Below are 17,910 nucleotides of genomic sequence, written 5' to 3' on the forward strand. Positions count from 1 at the left end.
TTTTCTTTGCGCAAAATAAAATTATTGAACATTTGGAGTATTTATAATAGTGAAATTAAATTAATGCAACACTAGTGCCTTTAGCTATACAATGTAAATTAAGAAAGAACACAAATTTCGCTTCACGAAATATAACTTGTGAAAGTTGTATAGTATTATAATCGATAAAACCAACTAAAAATAAGTTTTGTAGATTAGGTAATTTAGTTGTTCGTAAGGAGAGGCAAACTAGAAGGGAAATGTTATTATTGAAATAGCTCTTGACCTTGTGTTGATTTAATATTATTAACAATGTGCTTTTTTAATTCACATTGATAATTATAACATACATTTATATGACAAATGCATAAAGGTGTTTCTTATCTCTTATTATAGTGCTGATCGATTGCATCGAACCACAATGCACGTTACTATATAATTGGATACATAATTGACATAGAAAGAAGGCACTCTTATGATTAATCGAACAGTACTCCTTAAATTTTCAGAAACGACAACTCAGGAACAACTTCAAGAAGTTATTGAACAATTTAAAGCATTAAAAAATCACTTAACAGGTATTGTTGATCTCCAAGCAGGTCTGAATTTTGCTGAAAAAAGCAAAGAATATCAAGTTGTATTAACAGTTCGTTTTGAAGATAGAGCTGCTTTAGATGCGTACGCAAACGATGAAAAACACCAAGATGTAGCTGCGTTCATCAGAGAAGTAGGACGCGTAGATAGCATTGGGGTAGACTTTGAATTATAAGTGAGTACAAAAGAGCTTAGCGAAGTAGAGCTAAGCTTTTTTTGTATTCAACTGCCTCTCATTTGTCTTTATTTTTCTTATGTATATGCAATTGGATGAATAGGAAAGGGGGGCTAGTTGTTGAGGAAGTATATACTCATCTTTATATTAGTAATCGTTTTCATGCTTTCATTATTTTATTATCATTCGCAAAATAAAGACTCGTATATTTTGCATAATCACGATAGTGTCTTTTTAGAGCAAGAAAAAATGATAGCGGTTTCAACTTATAATATTCAATTTGGTAAAGGTCAAGATAAACTTGTGAATTTAAAGCGAACGATTGAAACGTTGCAATCTTTAGATGCTGATATTATTAGTTTACAAGAAGTCGAACGAAATAGCCTACGATCGTATTTCAATGATCAAGTTTACACTATTGCAAGAGAACTCAATATGAATGCGTATTTTTCTCCTTCAATCGCCTATCCTGGTCTTTATTATGGCAATGCGATACTGACCCGTTTCCCTATTATTAATACGAAAACTATGCATTTCCACCATAGATTAGAAAATAGAGCAGCATTAGTTGTAGAAGTTCAAGTCACAGACCACTCAAACACTAAATGTAATTAATGCCCATTTAGGTTTAGACAGAGCTGAACGTTCAGGTGCAATTGATAAGATTAATCAAAAACTAACAAATCTAGACGGTCCTATTATTTTAACTGGAGATTTGAATGCAGTTCCAAGCGAGCCAGTGTATCGTCAGTGGAACGATAAATTAACAAAAAACAACAAAGGAATTCCGATTCAAACCTATAAAAATCAAAACTGGCAGATTGATTACATTTTTCATAGCTCGGATTTCATTGTAAATGAAGTGAATGTGATTGAAAGTGATGCTTCAGATCATTTTGCTGTTAGTGCTTTATTGTATTTAGAAAGCTCTCCAGTGTATACAGATGCAAAAGCTCAATCAAAAGAACTCAAATAGTTATATTTGTTAATTAATGATTATGGCGTAGCATATGTTACGCTATTTTTGTGTCAATTAGTAATTAATGAAACTTTCTCTTAGTCTGTACGTAAGTCTATTATCAAGTAACATGGTGTTCTTCGTATGAAAAGAATGGTAATGTTTACTATGAAAGGGTGTGGAAAGATGGGATTAGTGTTACGAAATGTAACGAAACGATTCGGCAGTTTTACTGCAGTAGATAATCTGACGCTCGAGGTTCCTGTTAAAGAAATGTTTGGATTCCTCGGTGCGAATGGTGCAGGGAAAACAACTACATTTCGCATGGTTTTAGGGTTATTGGATCAAACAGAAGGGAGTATTTCATGGAATGGGAAAGCAGTAAACTATGAAACAACTCCGGAGATTGGGTACTTGCCAGAAGAGAGAGGCCTGTACCCAAAAATGAAGGTGAGTGATCAAATCGTTTACCTTGCTCGTTTACGAGGCATGAAAAAGCAAGACATTTTACATGAGTTAGATATATGGCTAGATCGGTTGAATGTTCCTGAAAATAAACATAAAAAAATTGAAGAACTTTCAAAGGGAAACCAACAAAAAATTCAATTTATAGCTGCAGTCATACATAAACCTAAACTACTTATTTTAGATGAACCATTTAGCGGGCTGGATCCAGTCAATGTAGAACTATTAAAAGATGCTGTGAAAGAAATTAAAGAAAGTGGGACAACGATTGTATTTTCAAGCCACCGGATGGAGCATGTTGAAGAATTGTGCGAGAATCTATGTATCATGCATAAAGGTACGCCTGTGGTATTAGGTGAATTAAAATTAATAAAACGATCCTTCGGAAAGAAAAATGTTTCAATTCATGCTGATTTTGATTTGACAGATCTGAAGTCGTTACCTGGTGTATTAAAATGGAGGAAAACGACAGAAGGAGTTCAATTACAGGTTGAATCTGAAGGAGCTGCAGAAGAGGTTTTTCATCAAGTTGTCTCAAGAGGGTTTGTTAGGAAGTTTGAATTGGAAGAGCCTTCCTTGCATGATATTTTTATAGAAAAGGTAGGAACTTCTTATGAGTAATTTCTGGATCATGCTTTCACATGCCTATTTTTCTAAATTGAAAGCCAAATCATTTATTATTACAACGATCATCTTAGCCGCTGCGATTCTGTTAATGTCTAATATTGGCCTCATCATTCATGCGTTCCAAGGGGAAGATAAAAGCGATCAAGTAGCCGTTGTTGATCAGACAGATGAGATGTTTCCAATCCTCGAAGAAGAGTTAAATTTATTAAATGAAAATATAGCGCTCGTTTTAGCAACAGAAACAGAGGAAGTGCTTGAGGCGCAGGTCGAAGAAGGAATGTATGAAGGTCTTCTTATTTTAGCTTATGGAACTGAGAATCTGCCAAAAGCGGTGTATAAATCAACGTCCTTATCAGGAAATGCCATTACATCTAATATTCAAGCTGCACTTCAACAAATCCAATTAACTAAAGCTGCGGTCCAACTAGATTTATCAATAGATGAGTTAGCTCTATTACACTCACCTGTTATATTTATACAAGAAGCTATTGTGGAAGGTGCTAAATCAGAAGAAGAACTAAATCAAGCAAGAGGGATTGTATATATCCTGCTATTTTTCATTTATTTCTCAGTCATCATGTATGCGAATATGATTGCAACGGAAGTCGCTACAGAAAAGTCATCTCGCGTGATGGAAATCTTAATCTCAAGTGTTTCACCTATAAAGCAAATGTTCGCTAAGATCATTGGTATTGGATTAGTAGGACTAACCCAGCTAACGGTATTACTCATAGTTGGATACGTGTCATTAATACAAAATCAGGGAGAATTAGTTGGTGGATTTTTTGATGTTTTTGGATTTGGGGACCTTTCAGCATCAATCATTTTATACGCAATTGTGTTCTTTTTATTAGGGTACTTTTTATATGCAACAATTGCAGCGTTACTAGGTTCACTTGTTAGTCGGATAGAAGATGTACAGCAAATGATTTTACCGATGACATTCCTTGTTATGATCGGATTTTTTATTGCAATGTTTGGTTTAGGGGCTCCTGATTCATCAGTGATAACGATAGCTTCCTATATCCCATTTTTTACACCTATGGTTATGTTTCTTCGAGTGGGTATGTTAAACATTCCTATGATTGAACCGATACTTGGGATTGTCGTCTTAGTAATCGCTATCTTCATTCTTGCAATCTTTGGTGGGAAAGTTTATCGTGGTGGCGTCTTAATGTATGGAAAGTCAAATTCCTATAAAGACATTAAGAAAGCAATTGACTTATCGAAAAAATAAAAGTGATAAATGGATGTATTTTTATAAACCCTTATATATCATCTATTAATAAGGGTGAAGTTTAATGGCAGGACGATTACCTGAAAAAGTTCTTGATATTATTAAACATATACCTGTTGGAAAAGTGATGATGTATGGACAAATAGCTAAACTTGCAGGTAGTCTTAGAGTAGCAAGACAATTTGTTCGAATTCTTCACTCGATGAGCCGGAAATACAACTTACCTTGGCATAGAGTTGTAAACACAAAAGGTGAGATTGTTATAAAAGATGAAAATAAGGTTCTCGTCCAAACAATTTCATTAGAGAATGAAGGGGTTAAGGTGATAAATCATAAAGTCGATTTACGTTTATATCAACAGCACCCTTTAAACTAGAAAAAGGTCAATTTATTTGACCTTTTTCTAGTTGTATTTTTTATAAACTGCGCTGAAACTTTTCAATAAAATGATTTGGATACTCAGAAGGCAAGGCGCTTATCTTATCGAGTTCGGTAAAGTGTTCATGGGATAATTTCCATCCCACAGCGCCAATATTTTCACGGTATTGTTCAAGTGTACGAGCTCCAAAAATAGGTGATGTAACTCCTTCTTTCATCAATAACCAGTTTAACGCAACTTGCGCTGGTGTCTTTTCAATTTGAGAAGCAATTTCTTTTACTTTATTTACAATCTTGAAATTGCGTACTAGCCCTTTATTTTCCCAGCTTGATTCCCCTTGCAATCCTTGAGATAAACGACCGAAAGACGGAGTTTCTAACCCTTCATATTTTCTGGTTAAAAAGCCACTTCCAAGAGGTCCCCATGGAAGCACTCCCATGCCTTCTTCTAAACATAAAGACATTACTTCCCGATCCATTTCGCGATTAATCAAACTGTATTGTGGTTGAATGGAAATGAACTTGGCAAAGCCTTTTTGTTCACTGACCGAGAGAGACTTCATTACTTGCCAAGCTAAAAAATTAGCGCAACCAATGTAGCGAACTTTACTAGAAGAAATTAAGTCATCCAATGTACGTAACGTTTCTTCAATAGGAGTCAAGTGATCCCAAACGTGAAGCTGATATAAATCGACATAATCTGTCTGCAAACGTCTTAAGCTTGCTTCAATACCATCGACAACACGTTTAGGTGAGTACCCAACATCATTAGGACGATCTCCGACTTTCATTCGAACTTTTGTCGCAAGAATTACGTCTTGACGCTTATCTTTAATAGCTTTTCCGACAATTTCTTCAGACGTACCAACAACATATACATCAGCAGTATCAATGAAATTACCTATTTTTTTCTAGTAGGATGTTTGGACAAAAATAGGTTATACATATTTTTAAAGAACCTCTTCTTTCAATTTGATATAATAGATAAATTAAGAAACAACGATAAGTGAGGTATAAGTCATGTCAATTTCGTTTTCAAAAAAAATGAATCGATTTCAAACGAGTATTTTCAACGAATTAGCTACATACAAAAAACAAAAAGTTGAAGACGGTCAACATATAATTGATTTAAGTATTGGTAGTCCGGATCTTCCACCTCCTGTTTTTGTAATGGAAGAATTAGCAAAGCAAGTGAAGGATCCATCTTTATATAGGTATTCGTTAGAAGGTACTCCTGAATTTCTTCAAGCGGTCTCAAACTATTACTCTAGTCAATATCATGTTACAATCTCACCAGAAAAAGAAGCGTTAATGGTTATGGGGTCACAAGATGGACTCGTTCATTTACCATCCGTTCTAACCGACCCTGGTGACATCATACTTGTCCCAAACCCAGGTTATACAGCCTACGCTGCTGGAATTTCTTTAGCTGAGGCTAAACCGTACTACATGCCTCTTCACGAAGAAAATCAGTTTTTACCAGATTTGGAACAAATCCCTGAAGATATTCGATTCAAAGCAAAGTTAATGATTCTTAATTTTCCAGGTAACCCAGTTCCAGCTATGGCAACCAAAGAGTTCTTTGAAAGTGTTGTTAGTTTTGCTAGAAAATATAATATTATGGTTTTACATGATTTTGCTTATTCAGAATTGTATTATCATGAAAAGCCGATTAGCTTTTTAGCCATTCCTGGTGCGAAAGAAGTCGGAATTGAATTTAATTCTCTATCAAAAAGTTTTAATATGGCAGGGTGTCGGATTGGTTATGTCGTTGGCAATGAGAGAGTGATCGAAGGATTACATCGCTTGAAGTCTAATTTAGATTTTGGTGTTTTTCTGCCGATTCAACAAGCAGCCGTTTGCGCACTTTCTAATACAACTACTTTTAGTGCCGAGCTTAGAGAGATTTACAAAAAACGTAGAGATATACTAGTAGAGGGACTACATTCAGTTGGATGGAATGTCAATTCTCCTCAAGCATCTATGTTCATATGGGCAAACGTACCTAAACCATATACTTCAACCGAATTTACATATAAATTGATCGATGAAGTCGGGATCGTAACCGTCCCCGGAATAGCGTTCGGCTCAGAAGGAGAAGGGTATTTGCGAATATCACTTGTCCATAGCGAAGAAGTATTAAAAACAGCTGTAAAAAGGATAAAAGAGAGAAATATTTTCTAAAAGTATCTATTATATATCTTTCAAAAACGGAAGGAAACCTACAAGGTGGGCTTCCGTTTTTGTTTCCCTATCTATTTCCCTCTTGTTATTTGAATGTAAGAATAACAGTTACTAACAAGTGCGATAAATCAACGAGTTAAAGTTTATCCGACTTCCAACTACTATAACAACTTCGATTCAAATTTAGCTTGAATGATCTTACTTGGATTTGGAGGTTTGATCGAACCTGAAATTGAACGTGAGGTTTAGGTGCTAAAAATTGCTTGGAATATATAGAAAAATTCATATTGTCTGAGATGAAATATTGAAATCTAACCTATAGGGACTGAAGAAAATGGTATGGTTAATTTATAACGAGTAAGCACAAGGTCGTTTGCATGTTAAAAGATTTGGTTTTAGGAGGTTTGCCATGCGGATTTCGATGCACTTATTACTATTAGCGGTCGTTTTATATGCAGGTGGATGCCAAAACAATGAAAATACGATAAATAAAGCGATCGTACAGGTTAATTATCCGATATTGATTCCAAATTATATCCCTGTCGAGTTTGAACTAGTAAAAAGTGAACTCGAGAATGAATTCTTTTATCTAAAGTATCAAAATGAAGAGGGGTCAATGCGTGTTGAACTCACACAAGACTCCTATTCTAACTTAAATTGGGACAAATTATTAGAATTCGTCGAGACAGAAGAAAATCCATATGATTTAAGCCCATTTTTTTCGTATGAAATTATAGGTCAATTTGTCGGAGAATATAGCGTAACTCCTTCAGTAAATGCTTTGCATTTTACCTTTATTCCGATCACGAGAAGAGGAGAGGCTGACTCGTTTCCATATTATAACATTTCAGCTGTAGGTCTTAATGAAGAAGAATTTCAACAAATAGTACAATCGTTAAAAAAGTACAATTAGCAAATGAACTAAATGGATAAAGTTGAGTTCTTTTTATAGTGAATTTTTTTTGTTATAATAGTTATGGAGGTGCTAATATGTCTAAAATTTATTTCTCATTAGTAGAAGCCAATGCACTTTTGCCAACACTCAGAAAAGAGCTAGTAGACTTACAGCAACTAAAAAATAAATTTCAATATCAATTAAAGCAATTAAATAAAATCAAAGAAACCAATCACCAACTTCAAACTGATACAGAAGAAATCTTTATGAATGAGAGTGAACTCGAGTTTTTAGAAATGCAAGCGCAAGTTCATGTATATAATATTGAATCCTCAGGTGCCCAATTGAAGGATATTGACTTAGGACTTCTTGATTTTCCATCTATTAAAGACGGAAATGACATTCTTCTTTGCTGGAAGCAAGGAGAGTCTGAAATTACACATTATCATGGAGAACATGAAGGTTTTAGCGGAAGAAAGCCATTATACGACGAATAATTGCAAAAGCCTGCATATCAAATGCAGGCTTTTGAATTAATAGTTATGTGTGAATTATATTCCAATACAATACAAAATCTATACGGCCGTATCTCGTTGATTTTCTTGAGCCAATATATACATTGCACTTGACCAGCCAAGTGGTGTATTGGGGTTAGGGTCATTCGATTGAGCGAAATACGCTTCTGGTAAAACTGCATCTTCTAGCATAACTTGTTTCGTTCGTTCTAAATAGTGAATAGCACGCTCTTCGTCATTTAAAGAGAGCCAACAAAGGGAGAGCCATGGAAGTCCAAACGTCCACTCAGCTTCTGTTCCGAAATAAAACGTCGGTTCATGACAGCGCCCATGGGACTGTTCGAATTTTGAAAAGTAGCTGTCGCCTTGATAACGTATTACTCCATTTGAGCGTAGCAATGACCGTTCCACTCGGTTTATGATTTGCTTCGCTTTGTCACCGTCATACAGTTTATAAGGATAAATCAGACTAAGTTGTGCAAGATCTACATCTTTTGTGTAGCTTTCTCTAGGGAACAATGTATCTAATGTCTCTAGCCCTTTATCTATTGCTTCTTGGGGAACGAAAATAATTGATTGTACTGCTTTTAATCCTGCTACACACGCACCAACACTGCTTGCGTGCAGTTCTTTCGTTTCTTCCCATATGCCATTATCTTCATCTTCCCAGTAGTTACAACAAATTAAGTAAAACACAAGCTTTTGCACTATTTGGTGATCTCGATCGTCTCGAAATATAGGTTTTTTATGTTCTATTATACCGGAGCCTACTGCGAATAAAAATGCCCCAATCATATCATGCTGCGCGTGTCCCCATTCTTGGTCATGAATTTCATAGCCGTCAGGACAATACCTGGCATGGAGGTATTCATATACTGCTTGCGGACGTTGATTGGTATGAATGTTGATTTTCCATTCATACCGACGAAACACATCAAGTATGGCTTGCATGGTCTTTTTGAACGTGTCACATTCTTTCGTCATGTAAGGAAGGGACATGTAAACAGCATCTCTTATCCAAAAATAGTGATATTCTTTCGACTGACTAGCAAGATACAAATGGTTGGGCTGCCTTAATTGGTTTAGCAACTGATAACTTTCTTGTAAACGGTCCATAATATCGCCTCCTAGGTTTGTCCAAATCTTAGCTATAGTGCTCCATGTCCTCGTTTTAACCGAATTTGGAGGTGCTTATACATAAAATATTGACACTGGAAATATAAATTAAAGTATTTGGACAAGACCTACATTCATAAAATCTAATAATAATAACTTTTTAGTAGAGATTGTGTTTTGTAGTTATCATTAAATGAGAACGCTTTTTTGTTTAGCTAAAATAAAACAAAAAAAGAGGTGAATATATGAGTTTTTTCGCTCGATTTACAAATATTAATATGGAAATGGACAAAGTATTGGTGACGTCGTTTTTAGAGCAGATTGAGGAATTGTATCATTATGAATGGATAGCAGACAAAGATTTAAAAACACTTATCATTCACGGTGAAGAAATGTATGAACTTCCATTTATCGAAAAAGAAAATTCATTTACGTTATCGATACAGGAGTTAACCACTACGGAAAAGACATTTTCATTGCCTTTTAATCAATTACTGTTTGAAGCTAGGAAGAAAAAGCTTGGAATCATAAATATTAACGAACGAAAGAAGCTAAGAGCAGAAAAAAAGCTGCAAGATATTATAGATATTCGAACAAGGAAAAAGGAACAAGAAAAAAAGGAATCCATGGCAATCTCCAAACAAACGCAAGAATATGTGACGAAATTTGAAATCAATTATCTATTAATGGATTTACACGAAGCAATCGAAATAAAAGATGAAGAGAAAATTACGTTTTGTAAACAACGGTTGCAAGAATTAGTAAGGAAAAAGGGAAGTTAAAAGGTTCGAATTCCTTTTTGCGATTTACGGCTAGAGTATTCATATTCAAAAAGATAGATTCAGTCATTACAATGGCTGAATCTATCTTTTTTATTTAAGGAATCGTATATTTAATCAAGCAGTATCTTATTACAATAGATTCATTGACAGTGAGGTGAGGAGTTACAGTTTATGGGAAATCAACCTTTGCTTTATTCTAAGGAGAAAGGACTCGCGCTACATAATGTCGTATTATAAGTGTTCCTTTAGCACAAGGACTTCAATGAAGATGTCATTGATAATCTAACAAACCTTTATATGAACGGATTGTATGATGACTCCAGTTGTTCTTAATTAAACTCCTATTGCTTCCTTTACAACGTTCAGGATTTCTTTTTTCCTCGATTGCTAATTCAAGAAAAGAATGAACCTGTTTGGAGATTAATTTACGGAAGTATGGAATAGTATATAAATAGTAAAGACGATTATGAAGAATAGCTTTATAAGAAATTTAAAAATGAACGCGGAGTGGTAGCCTAATGCAATCAAAAGATCAGAAAAAGGCACGATGGATTGATGTTTCTCAGCCGTTATATGAAGGGTTAGCTCATTGGCCAGAAGATACACCTTTTTCGTATAAAGTGACGTATTCAAAGGAGGAAACCGGTTCGGTTAATATCGGTCAAATAACAACAAGTGTCCATTCGGGAACACATGTCGATGCGCCGTTTCATTTTAAAAATGATGGGGAAACAATCTTGGATTTAGATGTAAATTTATATATTGGAGAAGCAAGGATCATTGATATTTCAGCTTATGAAAAAATAGATCAATCGACTTTAAGTCAATTTGATTTAAAAGGGGTAACTCGCCTTTTAGTAAAAACCTCTGTTCCAAATCAACCTGAGATCTTCCCTGAGAGCATACCCTATGTAACGGCCGATGGAGCTCGTTATTTGTCTGAAAAAGGTGTGCGACTAATTGGTGTCGATGTTCCCTCTGTAGACCCGCTTGACAGTAAAGACTTAGAAGGCCATCACGCTTTATTCAAATACAATGTTGCCATTTTAGAAAACTTGATGTTAGACCATGTCTCTGAAGGCGATTATGAATTAATCGCTCTGCCTCTCCCATTAAAAGCTGCAGATGGGAGTCCAGTACGAGCAGTAATAAGACCTATGAAAGAGTAGGTTAGTGATAATTAATTGTATACCTCAAGGAGGAGCATATGACGACTTATATTAATGCTGACTTAGATTCCCTTGTTGAGCTAGAGTAAGAAGACATTGAAATAAAAAAATAATCGACGGCTATGATTTTAACGTTAGATACGGAGTTTGAATGGGATTATGGCAACATGAGGTTGTATTTTAGGGTTTGTTCATTATATATTTATGTTAAAGCTTAAAAAGTAATGAGACGAAAATTATCTAATGAATCGGAAAAACTACGAAGAAACTTGGATAAATTAGCATTTGAAGGGGAGATATGAATTGGGAAAAGCATTAAACCGAATCAAATCACAACTAGCACAGTTAGATAAAGAGAACAAATGGGAAGATATGCAACGAGATGAGGTCATTGATCTATTGATTTACGAAGAAATTAAAGCAGCTTCACATGAGCTTGACTTTGAGCAGGTTGGAAGAATGGTTAATTATTTGATTGAACAAGGAGAAACATTGAAATAATTCAACTGTGTCGATATAGGAGTTCGCTTATTAGCGATATAGCAATTAAAAGTTCTTGGAACAAGAGGGTTAGCTCGGTCTACTTAGCTGGTCCAAATAACTTTCATAACTAGAGCGTGTCCCAAAAGTGTGTTCAGTGGTAGCTACTTCGCTCATTGCTTAGAGGTTGTTCAAAAAGGGAAGAAACGTCCCCTTTTTGAACAACCTCTACCACCGATGAAAAACATAGAAAACAAGCATATAACAGTACCGTTAAGAATAACATGAAAAAGTTTACGATCCCGCACCAGCTAGTTACTGTGGGTTTTTTGACGTTTAATTATAAATCACCTTAGTTCAATTAGGAGTAATGAAACTCACATGGCTAATCGAAGTAGAAGGCAATTTCCATAAATGGAATAAGTAAAATAATTGAAATATGTGCGGTAAAATATTGTCGTTTCCCTTATAATGGGTAGGTAAAGAAAAAGGGTAGTAAAGGATGAGAAAAGCTTGGATGAAAATAATCTAGATCCGGCAAGTTATTTATACATATACTCATATCGCGAGGATGAACGGTTCTTGTGTCAATTGGAAATGCGCGCGTTATTTGGGTTTGATACCCAATTATCCATTTTGGAAAGTGGATTACAAATTGAGCCAAGCCGAAGTCCGTTTATTAAAGAAAGAATTGATGTGATATACAAAGGTAAATGTTTGGAGGATATAGTACAAAAGGTAAAAGATTTACATATAGTGCACTCAACATTTAAAGTCATTTTTGTTAAAAATGATTTTGAAAAAGTTGGGTTTGAAAAAAGACGTGAGATTGAGCGTGAGATTGGTTTACACATTCGCGGCGAAGTTGATCTGCTCGAACCAGAGTTGTTGTTTGGAATCTTGAAAGTGAATGGAGGGTGGGTGTTTGGGAAATATGTTAAGAGTGAAGCGATTTGGTTAAAGCACCAAAGGAAACCGCATAGTTATTCGACAGCATTAAGTACACGAGTAGCAAGAGCTGTTGTCAATATTGCTGCACCTCACCCAGACGGGATAAAAGCGATTGATCCTTGCTGTGGAATCGGGACAGTACTAGTAGAGGGACTTTCGATGGGAATTGATATTGTTGGTAGCGATCTAAACCGACTTATCATTCCTGGAGCACGAGAAAACATTGCACATTTTGGGTTTTCAGGAGACGTTTCTGTGAGAGACATACGAAATGTAACAGGCTGTTATGATGTGGCCATTATTGATATGCCATACAATCTATGTTCGGTGTTAGCTCCTGAGGATCAACTTGAGATGCTCGAAAGCACCCGTAAATTCGCTAAAAAATTGGTAGTCATTACAATTGAAACAATTGATTCTATAATTGAAAGGTCAGGATTTGTAATAGTGGATCGTTGCCTTGCAAAAAAGGGGGCTTTTTCTAGACAAATAATTGTATGTGAATAAACAAGTATGGTCGCGGATTTCTAATGTGATTTTTTCAAAAGTAGTAAAATTATAAGGAGTCTCCAACCTTTGAGATCTCTATTCTATGTTGACTATTGAGTTTTACTATGATTTTAAAGCCCTTCTCAGGTCCTGCGGAATTTTATAAAGTTTAAACTTTATAAAATGTTCCTCGTTTTAACTAATCTAGTAGGTTAGTTTTCATTTGACCGACCTACGAGTTCCATCTCATAGGTTGGTCCTTATTATGATACCAGTAGTGCATTTCTTCTAAAAACCTTTTGCTGATTTTTCCTAAGATGAACGTTGTATTTGTGACAGTAGATTATGATAGGTTTCAACTTCTTCGTGTTTTCCAATTTTTCGATATGTTTTTGCAAGCCACTTGATAGGCTCTATTTGATTTGGGTGTAGTTCCATTTCCCAACTAAAACATTCAATTGCTTTTTCATATTGGTTTAAGTCAAAATAATGAAACCCTAGTTCTAACTGATTGTCAGGATCATCCATTAGTTTGAACATGTTATTAATTTTTTTCATAACAGGAAGTTCGGTGTGGAATTGGATCTGTTGTAGCCATTTATGGATATCAGGCAAACTATGGTGCTTTAGAAGTTGAGGGAGTGCTGAACGCAGAATCTTATCCAACTTAATAGGTTGTTTACTAAGTAAAGGAATCAATCGTTCAGAAATAACTGTTAGAGACAGATCCAAATGAGAAAGAGAGTTATGTTCAAGTATGTCTGAAAATTCGTTCGTCTCGGTGTTGGATAGGGAAAATGAATGAGTAAAAAGCAAATTCAATGCATTTTTGTAGTCTTGCTTTCTAATTAGACGTTGGTATACGTCTTGGTGAAGACCAGATTTAGGTGACACATATGTAAGGAAAGAGCGTAGAAATAGTAAGACTTCATCTTCTTCAAAGTGTTTTGTTATCTCTTGAACGAATTTAGGATACGATAATGCAGTAGGTTGGTTAAGCCATTTAGTTGTATGGATGATAATGGAGTCATTCATACGATTTTGTTGATCGTAAAGTGTAACTAAAAGGTTGTAATTAGTACGTAAGTCAAAGAAGCTTAGTTGTTCTACATAGATTGGATCCGATGAAAGAAGGGTAGACAAAGGTGCCTCGAAATGTATAGCAGCATTAGCGTAGTCAAGATGTTCTGTGGTGGCAATAATCCAACTTTGATTGTATCCTCTAGCGAGTAGGATTTTGGCAAGGCGATAGGCAGCCATTAATTTTCCGTTACGACGATATGTGAAAAAGAATTCTTTCAGAGATGTTTCAAGTTTTTCAGCTGACATATAGGAGTCGAAATAGGAGAAGATAAGGGCGGTTTCTTCAAGAGAGTAGTCTTTTTTTATAGTAGCTAAAAGGTGATTAATCGTTCTGATTTTGACTGTAGACAATGGAGGTAATAACCGTGAAAACAGCGGATTAGGTGCATGGATGTCATACCCATGTTTTTCTATGTGGCCTAAAAAAGAGGTCGGTTTAAACTCTATTAAAGGTTGTACAGTTAAAAAATGATCTTTGTAGAAAAAAAGTAAATACTGAAGGTCATTTGAGCCAGTACATTCAACAACTTTACACTGCTGAAAAAGAGTAAGCTTTTGTGCTTGTAAGGTAATATGTTCTTTGTTTTTAATTAACGTCCATTCGGTCGGATGCATAGAAACCCCTCCTTTTTTAATACTATACCATAGTTTATTTGCGGATGCAGTAGCAAGAAGTGTCGAATGAATCGTAACTGATTTTCAATAAATATATCATAAAAACAAATAACAATGAATCTAAATGGTCAAGACCGTGGCTAGAATTTTTTTACAGTGAATAAAGCACATTCTGATTATAGTCTTGCCCTCATAAAAAGTGATGGCGCTTACAAGGGTATAAGCGCCTGTTTATTTCTAAATTAAAATTGAGAGCCACCCATTTGTTGTTCAGCCATTTGAACTAATCTTTTTGTAATTTCTCCACCAACGGAGCCATTAGCACGGGAAGTCGTGTCAGCTCCTAATTGAACGCCAAATTCTGATGCAATCTCATACTTCATTTGATCCAATGCTTGCTGTACACCTGGAACTAATAATTGATTTGAATTATTGTTGCTACTTGCCATGTTAAAACACCTCTTTCTTGGTTTTGAGATTAGTATTTAAGAATTTGTTTACTTTTATGTACGAAGGTTCATATCAAATAAAGTGTAAATGTTTCCAGGTCTAATTGACATGTAGCTTTGCTTCAATATAAGGAGTAAGTCTACCTTCGAGATCATATTATAGATTGTGCATTCAGAAATCCGGTTGCTTTTAAATGGGACGGTTACTATGCTTATTACCTATTGATTAAGTGGGGGGATAAATATGAATGATATTTCAAAGAAATCAACAGAATGTCCTATCTGTGGTGAGAATAACAACTGTGGTACTCAATCATGTTGGTGCAATAACGAGCTATTTCCAAGTAGAATCTTTAACTTATTACCTGTTGATAAGTTGAGAAAATCCTGTATTTGCAAAGAATGTCTAGTTACATTTAAGAAAAAAAGTAAGTGAAAAGAACAAGAGCAGTATACTCCGCTGTTCGTTGAAATTTAAAATGATGTTATTATAAATAAAGTCAGTACGATCGAACGATGTATAAAACGCATTCAGGAAAAATACGCCCGAAAATTATACAAAATTTTGATAATTAAGTTTGATTCCGTACCGTCGAATAGGTACGGTTTTTTTAATGCAAACTAGCGGAATCCCTTAACGAATTTGATAATGTATTAAGGATATAGCCGTTAAGTAGGAGAAGATATGAGATTTGAAAGAAAAACAGGTGGCGTCAACTAGAAAAAAACATATTTCCTGGACTTATCATAAGAATTCCTAATGATAAATATAACTAAAACAAATTTGACTAATCGTAATAATAGACATACGATAAAATTAATTAATTTTCACTGATTGTGATTGGCAAAGTTTGTTGAAAATAGTCATAATTAATAAAATGATGTACTAAAGTTTATATTCTTTTTTGTGAGGTGGATATAGTTGCAACTTCAGGTAATGAACAGTCCGTTTAATCAGGAGCAGGCAGAGCTCCTTAATCGTCTTCTGCCGACTTTGACAGAATCACAGAAAGTCTGGCTAAGTGGTTATATAGCTGCAACGCAGTCTGCTTCTGCTATAAGTACACAAGAAGCACCTGTGGCATCACTTCCTGCCGAAAGCGCTGTGCAGACAATTTCTAAAGAAGTGACCATTCTTTATGGATCACAGACAGGGAATGCACAGCGACTTGCGGATAATGCAGGTAAATCTCTTGAGGGACAGGGATTTGAAGTGACTGTCGCATCAATGAGTGATTTTAAGCCGAATAATTTGAAGAAACTCCATAATTTACTCATTATTGTGAGCACGCACGGCGAAGGAGATCCTCCTGATAACGCGCTGTCCTTCCATGAGTTTCTACATGGCAGACGAGCTCCAAAACTCGATGATCTACGTTTTTCTGTTTTGTCCCTTGGAGACAGCTCATATGAATTTTTCTGTCAAACAGGGAAAGAATTTGATCAACGTTTAGAGGAACTCGGAGGCAAGCGCCTAAACGAGAGAGTTGACTGTGATCTTGATTTTGATGAACCAGCAACAGAATGGCTTGAAGGAGTGATTAGCGGTTTGAAAGAAGCGCAGGGTGGAAGTGCTACTGTTTCTTCAAAAACTCCGCAAGCAGCTGTTGAATCAGAATATTCTAGAACAAATCCATTTAAAGCAGAAGTTCTTGAAAATTTAAATTTAAACGGCCGTGGTTCAAATAAAGAAACTCGCCATTTAGAGTTATCTCTTGAAGGGTCTGGACTTACGTATGAACCAGGTGATAGTCTTGGTATTTATCCAGAGAATGATCCCGCTCTTGTTGAAATGCTTTTACAGGAACTAAAATGGGATCCAGATGAGATTGTTAAGGTCAATAAACAAGGCGATGTTCGATCGTTGAAAGAAGCCTTAACTTCTCAGTTTGAAATTACGGTATTAACAAAACCATTGCTTCAACAGGCGGCCGAGCTTACGGCAAACACTAAATTAAAAGCACTGTTATCAGCAGGAAATGAAGATAAAGTAAAAGAGTATGTAAATGGACGTGATCTGCTTGATCTGGTTCGCGACTATGGCCCATGGAGCGTTTCAGCGCAAGAGTTTGTCGGCATTTTACGTAAAATGCCAGCACGTCTTTATTCAATTGCAAGCAGTTTAGCAGCTAATCCTGATGAAGTCCATTTGACAATCGGTGCAGTACGTTACAACACACACGGGCGTGATCGGGATGGAGTTTGCTCGATTTTATGTTCAGAACGTTTGCAAGCAGGTGACACACTGCCTATTTACATTCAGCATAATCAAAACTTTAAGCTTCCACAAAATCCAGATACACCGATTATTATGGTAGGACCTGGAACCGGTATCGCTCCATTCCGTTCGTTTATGCAAGAACGTGAAGAAATGGGAGTAGAAGGAAAATCATGGATGTTTTTTGGTGATCAACATTTCGTGACGGATTTCCTTTACCAGACTGAATGGCAAAAGTGGTTAAAAGACGGTGTGCTGACGAAGATGGATGTCGCGTTCTCGCGTGATACAGACGAAAAAGTGTATGTACAGACCCGTATGCAAGAACATAGCAAAGAATTGTTCGAGTGGCTAGAAGAAGGAGCCGTAATATACATTTGCGGAGATGAAAAACATATGGCACATGACGTGCATAACACACTTATTGAGATTATCGAACAAGAAGGTAGCATGAGCCGTGAAAAAGCGGAAAGCTATATTGCTACTATGCAACAGGAAAAACGATACCAACGTGATGTATACTGATTGTTGGATTGAAAGGAGTATTTTTG

General features: G+C 35.7%; 19 protein-coding genes. 15 read left to right on the forward strand and 4 right to left on the reverse strand.

The window, feature by feature from the left end; all coding sequences use genetic code 11:
* Window positions 1-454: 454 nt before the first annotated feature.
* The 6 genes from SAZ04_RS17875 (at window position 455) to SAZ04_RS17900 (ending at window position 4,411) form a co-directional block, all read left to right on the forward strand.
* The gene (locus tag SAZ04_RS17875) at window positions 455-748 is read left to right on the forward strand and encodes a Dabb family protein (protein WP_332697759.1); all 294 of its coding nucleotides are present in this window, start codon (window positions 455-457) and stop codon (window positions 746-748) included.
* Between the two features lie 120 nt (window positions 749-868).
* The gene (locus SAZ04_RS17880; protein WP_332697761.1) at window positions 869-1,363 is read left to right on the forward strand and encodes an endonuclease/exonuclease/phosphatase family protein; all 495 of its coding nucleotides are present in this window, start codon (window positions 869-871) and stop codon (window positions 1,361-1,363) included.
* Window positions 1,359-1,724: an endonuclease/exonuclease/phosphatase family protein gene (locus SAZ04_RS17885; protein WP_332697825.1), complete on the forward strand. Its 366-nt coding sequence runs from the start codon at window positions 1,359-1,361 to the stop codon at window positions 1,722-1,724. The genes SAZ04_RS17880 and SAZ04_RS17885 overlap by 5 nt, the downstream gene beginning before the upstream one ends.
* Window positions 1,725-1,892: 168 nt before the next feature.
* Window positions 1,893-2,792 (forward strand): ABC transporter ATP-binding protein, encoded by a 900-nt coding sequence (locus SAZ04_RS17890; RefSeq protein ID WP_332697827.1) that lies wholly within the window; start codon window positions 1,893-1,895, stop codon window positions 2,790-2,792.
* Window positions 2,785-4,035, forward strand: coding sequence for an ABC transporter permease (locus SAZ04_RS17895; protein WP_332697763.1), 1,251 nt, complete (start codon window positions 2,785-2,787; stop codon window positions 4,033-4,035). Before SAZ04_RS17890 ends, SAZ04_RS17895 begins: the two co-directional genes overlap by 8 nt.
* A gap of 64 nt (window positions 4,036-4,099) precedes the next feature.
* Window positions 4,100-4,411, forward strand: a complete 312-nt coding sequence (locus tag SAZ04_RS17900) for an MGMT family protein (RefSeq protein WP_332697765.1) — start codon at window positions 4,100-4,102, stop codon at window positions 4,409-4,411.
* A 40-nt stretch (window positions 4,412-4,451) separates the two neighbouring features.
* Here the strand turns inward: SAZ04_RS17900 and SAZ04_RS17905 are convergent, their stop codons facing one another.
* Window positions 4,452-5,318, reverse strand: a complete 867-nt coding sequence (locus SAZ04_RS17905) for an aldo/keto reductase (RefSeq protein WP_332697829.1) — start codon at window positions 5,316-5,318, stop codon at window positions 4,452-4,454.
* 115 nt (window positions 5,319-5,433) lie between these two features.
* Here SAZ04_RS17905 and SAZ04_RS17910 point away from each other — a divergent pair, with 115 nt between their 5' ends.
* The 3 genes from SAZ04_RS17910 (at window position 5,434) to SAZ04_RS17920 (ending at window position 7,989) form a co-directional block, all read left to right on the forward strand.
* Entirely contained in the window at window positions 5,434-6,597 is a 1,164-nt protein-coding gene (locus tag SAZ04_RS17910; RefSeq protein WP_332697767.1) for an LL-diaminopimelate aminotransferase, read from the forward strand.
* A gap of 409 nt (window positions 6,598-7,006) precedes the next feature.
* Window positions 7,007-7,510, forward strand: coding sequence for a hypothetical protein (locus tag SAZ04_RS17915; RefSeq protein WP_332697769.1), 504 nt, complete (start codon window positions 7,007-7,009; stop codon window positions 7,508-7,510).
* A 77-nt stretch (window positions 7,511-7,587) separates the two neighbouring features.
* On the forward strand, window positions 7,588-7,989 hold the full coding sequence (locus SAZ04_RS17920; protein ID WP_332697771.1) for a DUF2203 domain-containing protein: 402 nt from the start codon (window positions 7,588-7,590) through the stop codon (window positions 7,987-7,989).
* A gap of 78 nt (window positions 7,990-8,067) precedes the next feature.
* On the opposite strand, the gene SAZ04_RS17925 is transcribed toward SAZ04_RS17920, so the two are convergent.
* Window positions 8,068-9,123, reverse strand: a complete 1,056-nt coding sequence (locus tag SAZ04_RS17925; protein ID WP_332697773.1) for a glycoside hydrolase family 15 protein — start codon at window positions 9,121-9,123, stop codon at window positions 8,068-8,070.
* 245 nt (window positions 9,124-9,368) lie between these two features.
* On the opposite strand from SAZ04_RS17925, the gene SAZ04_RS17930 reads away from it, so the two are divergent.
* From SAZ04_RS17930 to SAZ04_RS17945, 4 genes are all read left to right on the forward strand, one after another.
* On the forward strand, window positions 9,369-9,905 hold the full coding sequence (locus tag SAZ04_RS17930; protein WP_332697775.1) for a hypothetical protein: 537 nt from the start codon (window positions 9,369-9,371) through the stop codon (window positions 9,903-9,905).
* Between the two features lie 518 nt (window positions 9,906-10,423).
* The gene (gene kynB, locus SAZ04_RS17935) at window positions 10,424-11,074 is read left to right on the forward strand and encodes an arylformamidase (protein WP_332697777.1); all 651 of its coding nucleotides are present in this window, start codon (window positions 10,424-10,426) and stop codon (window positions 11,072-11,074) included.
* A gap of 303 nt (window positions 11,075-11,377) precedes the next feature.
* Window positions 11,378-11,575 carry a hypothetical protein gene (locus SAZ04_RS17940; protein ID WP_332697780.1) on the forward strand — a complete coding sequence of 66 codons (198 nt, stop codon included), beginning with the start codon at window positions 11,378-11,380 and terminating at the stop codon, window positions 11,573-11,575.
* 492 nt (window positions 11,576-12,067) lie between these two features.
* A complete protein-coding gene (locus SAZ04_RS17945; protein WP_332697782.1) occupies window positions 12,068-13,012 on the forward strand; it encodes a TRM11 family SAM-dependent methyltransferase in 945 nt (314 codons plus the stop codon).
* Between the two features lie 294 nt (window positions 13,013-13,306).
* Here the strand turns inward: SAZ04_RS17945 and SAZ04_RS17950 are convergent, their stop codons facing one another.
* Both SAZ04_RS17950 and SAZ04_RS17955 read right to left on the reverse strand, forming a co-directional pair.
* The gene (locus SAZ04_RS17950; protein ID WP_332697784.1) at window positions 13,307-14,692 is read right to left on the reverse strand and encodes a tetratricopeptide repeat protein; all 1,386 of its coding nucleotides are present in this window, start codon (window positions 14,690-14,692) and stop codon (window positions 13,307-13,309) included.
* Between the two features lie 242 nt (window positions 14,693-14,934).
* Window positions 14,935-15,141 (reverse strand): alpha/beta-type small acid-soluble spore protein, encoded by a 207-nt coding sequence (locus SAZ04_RS17955; RefSeq protein ID WP_332697786.1) that lies wholly within the window; start codon window positions 15,139-15,141, stop codon window positions 14,935-14,937.
* Between the two features lie 244 nt (window positions 15,142-15,385).
* Here SAZ04_RS17955 and SAZ04_RS17960 point away from each other — a divergent pair, with 244 nt between their 5' ends.
* The gene (locus SAZ04_RS17960; protein WP_332697787.1) at window positions 15,386-15,577 is read left to right on the forward strand and encodes a cysteine-rich CWC family protein; all 192 of its coding nucleotides are present in this window, start codon (window positions 15,386-15,388) and stop codon (window positions 15,575-15,577) included.
* Window positions 15,578-16,063: 486 nt separating this feature from the next.
* A complete protein-coding gene (locus SAZ04_RS17965) occupies window positions 16,064-17,884 on the forward strand; it encodes an assimilatory sulfite reductase (NADPH) flavoprotein subunit (protein WP_332697788.1) in 1,821 nt (606 codons plus the stop codon).
* Window positions 17,885-17,910: the final 26 nt, after the last annotated feature.

Source organism: Halalkalibacter lacteus (genome assembly GCF_036663595.1).
Taxonomy (GTDB): Bacteria; Bacillota; Bacilli; order Bacillales; family Bacillaceae_D; genus Halalkalibacter; species Halalkalibacter lacteus.

Coding starts and splice junctions, on each gene's coding strand:
- SAZ04_RS17875 (WP_332697759.1), top strand. CDS start 455: ATGATTAATCGAACAGTACTCCTTAAATTTTCAGAAACGACAACTCAG.
- SAZ04_RS17890 (WP_332697827.1), top strand. CDS start 1,893: ATGGGATTAGTGTTACGAAATGTAACGAAACGATTCGGCAGTTTTACT.
- SAZ04_RS17895 (WP_332697763.1), top strand. CDS start 2,785: ATGAGTAATTTCTGGATCATGCTTTCACATGCCTATTTTTCTAAATTG.
- SAZ04_RS17900 (WP_332697765.1), top strand. CDS start 4,100: ATGGCAGGACGATTACCTGAAAAAGTTCTTGATATTATTAAACATATA.
- SAZ04_RS17910 (WP_332697767.1), top strand. CDS start 5,434: ATGTCAATTTCGTTTTCAAAAAAAATGAATCGATTTCAAACGAGTATT.
- SAZ04_RS17915 (WP_332697769.1), top strand. CDS start 7,007: ATGCGGATTTCGATGCACTTATTACTATTAGCGGTCGTTTTATATGCA.
- SAZ04_RS17920 (WP_332697771.1), top strand. CDS start 7,588: ATGTCTAAAATTTATTTCTCATTAGTAGAAGCCAATGCACTTTTGCCA.
- SAZ04_RS17925 (WP_332697773.1), bottom strand. CDS start 9,123: ATGGACCGTTTACAAGAAAGTTATCAGTTGCTAAACCAATTAAGGCAG.
- SAZ04_RS17930 (WP_332697775.1), top strand. CDS start 9,369: ATGAGTTTTTTCGCTCGATTTACAAATATTAATATGGAAATGGACAAA.
- kynB (WP_332697777.1), top strand. CDS start 10,424: ATGCAATCAAAAGATCAGAAAAAGGCACGATGGATTGATGTTTCTCAG.
- SAZ04_RS17950 (WP_332697784.1), bottom strand. CDS start 14,692: ATGCATCCGACCGAATGGACGTTAATTAAAAACAAAGAACATATTACC.
- SAZ04_RS17955 (WP_332697786.1), bottom strand. CDS start 15,141: ATGGCAAGTAGCAACAATAATTCAAATCAATTATTAGTTCCAGGTGTA.
- SAZ04_RS17960 (WP_332697787.1), top strand. CDS start 15,386: ATGAATGATATTTCAAAGAAATCAACAGAATGTCCTATCTGTGGTGAG.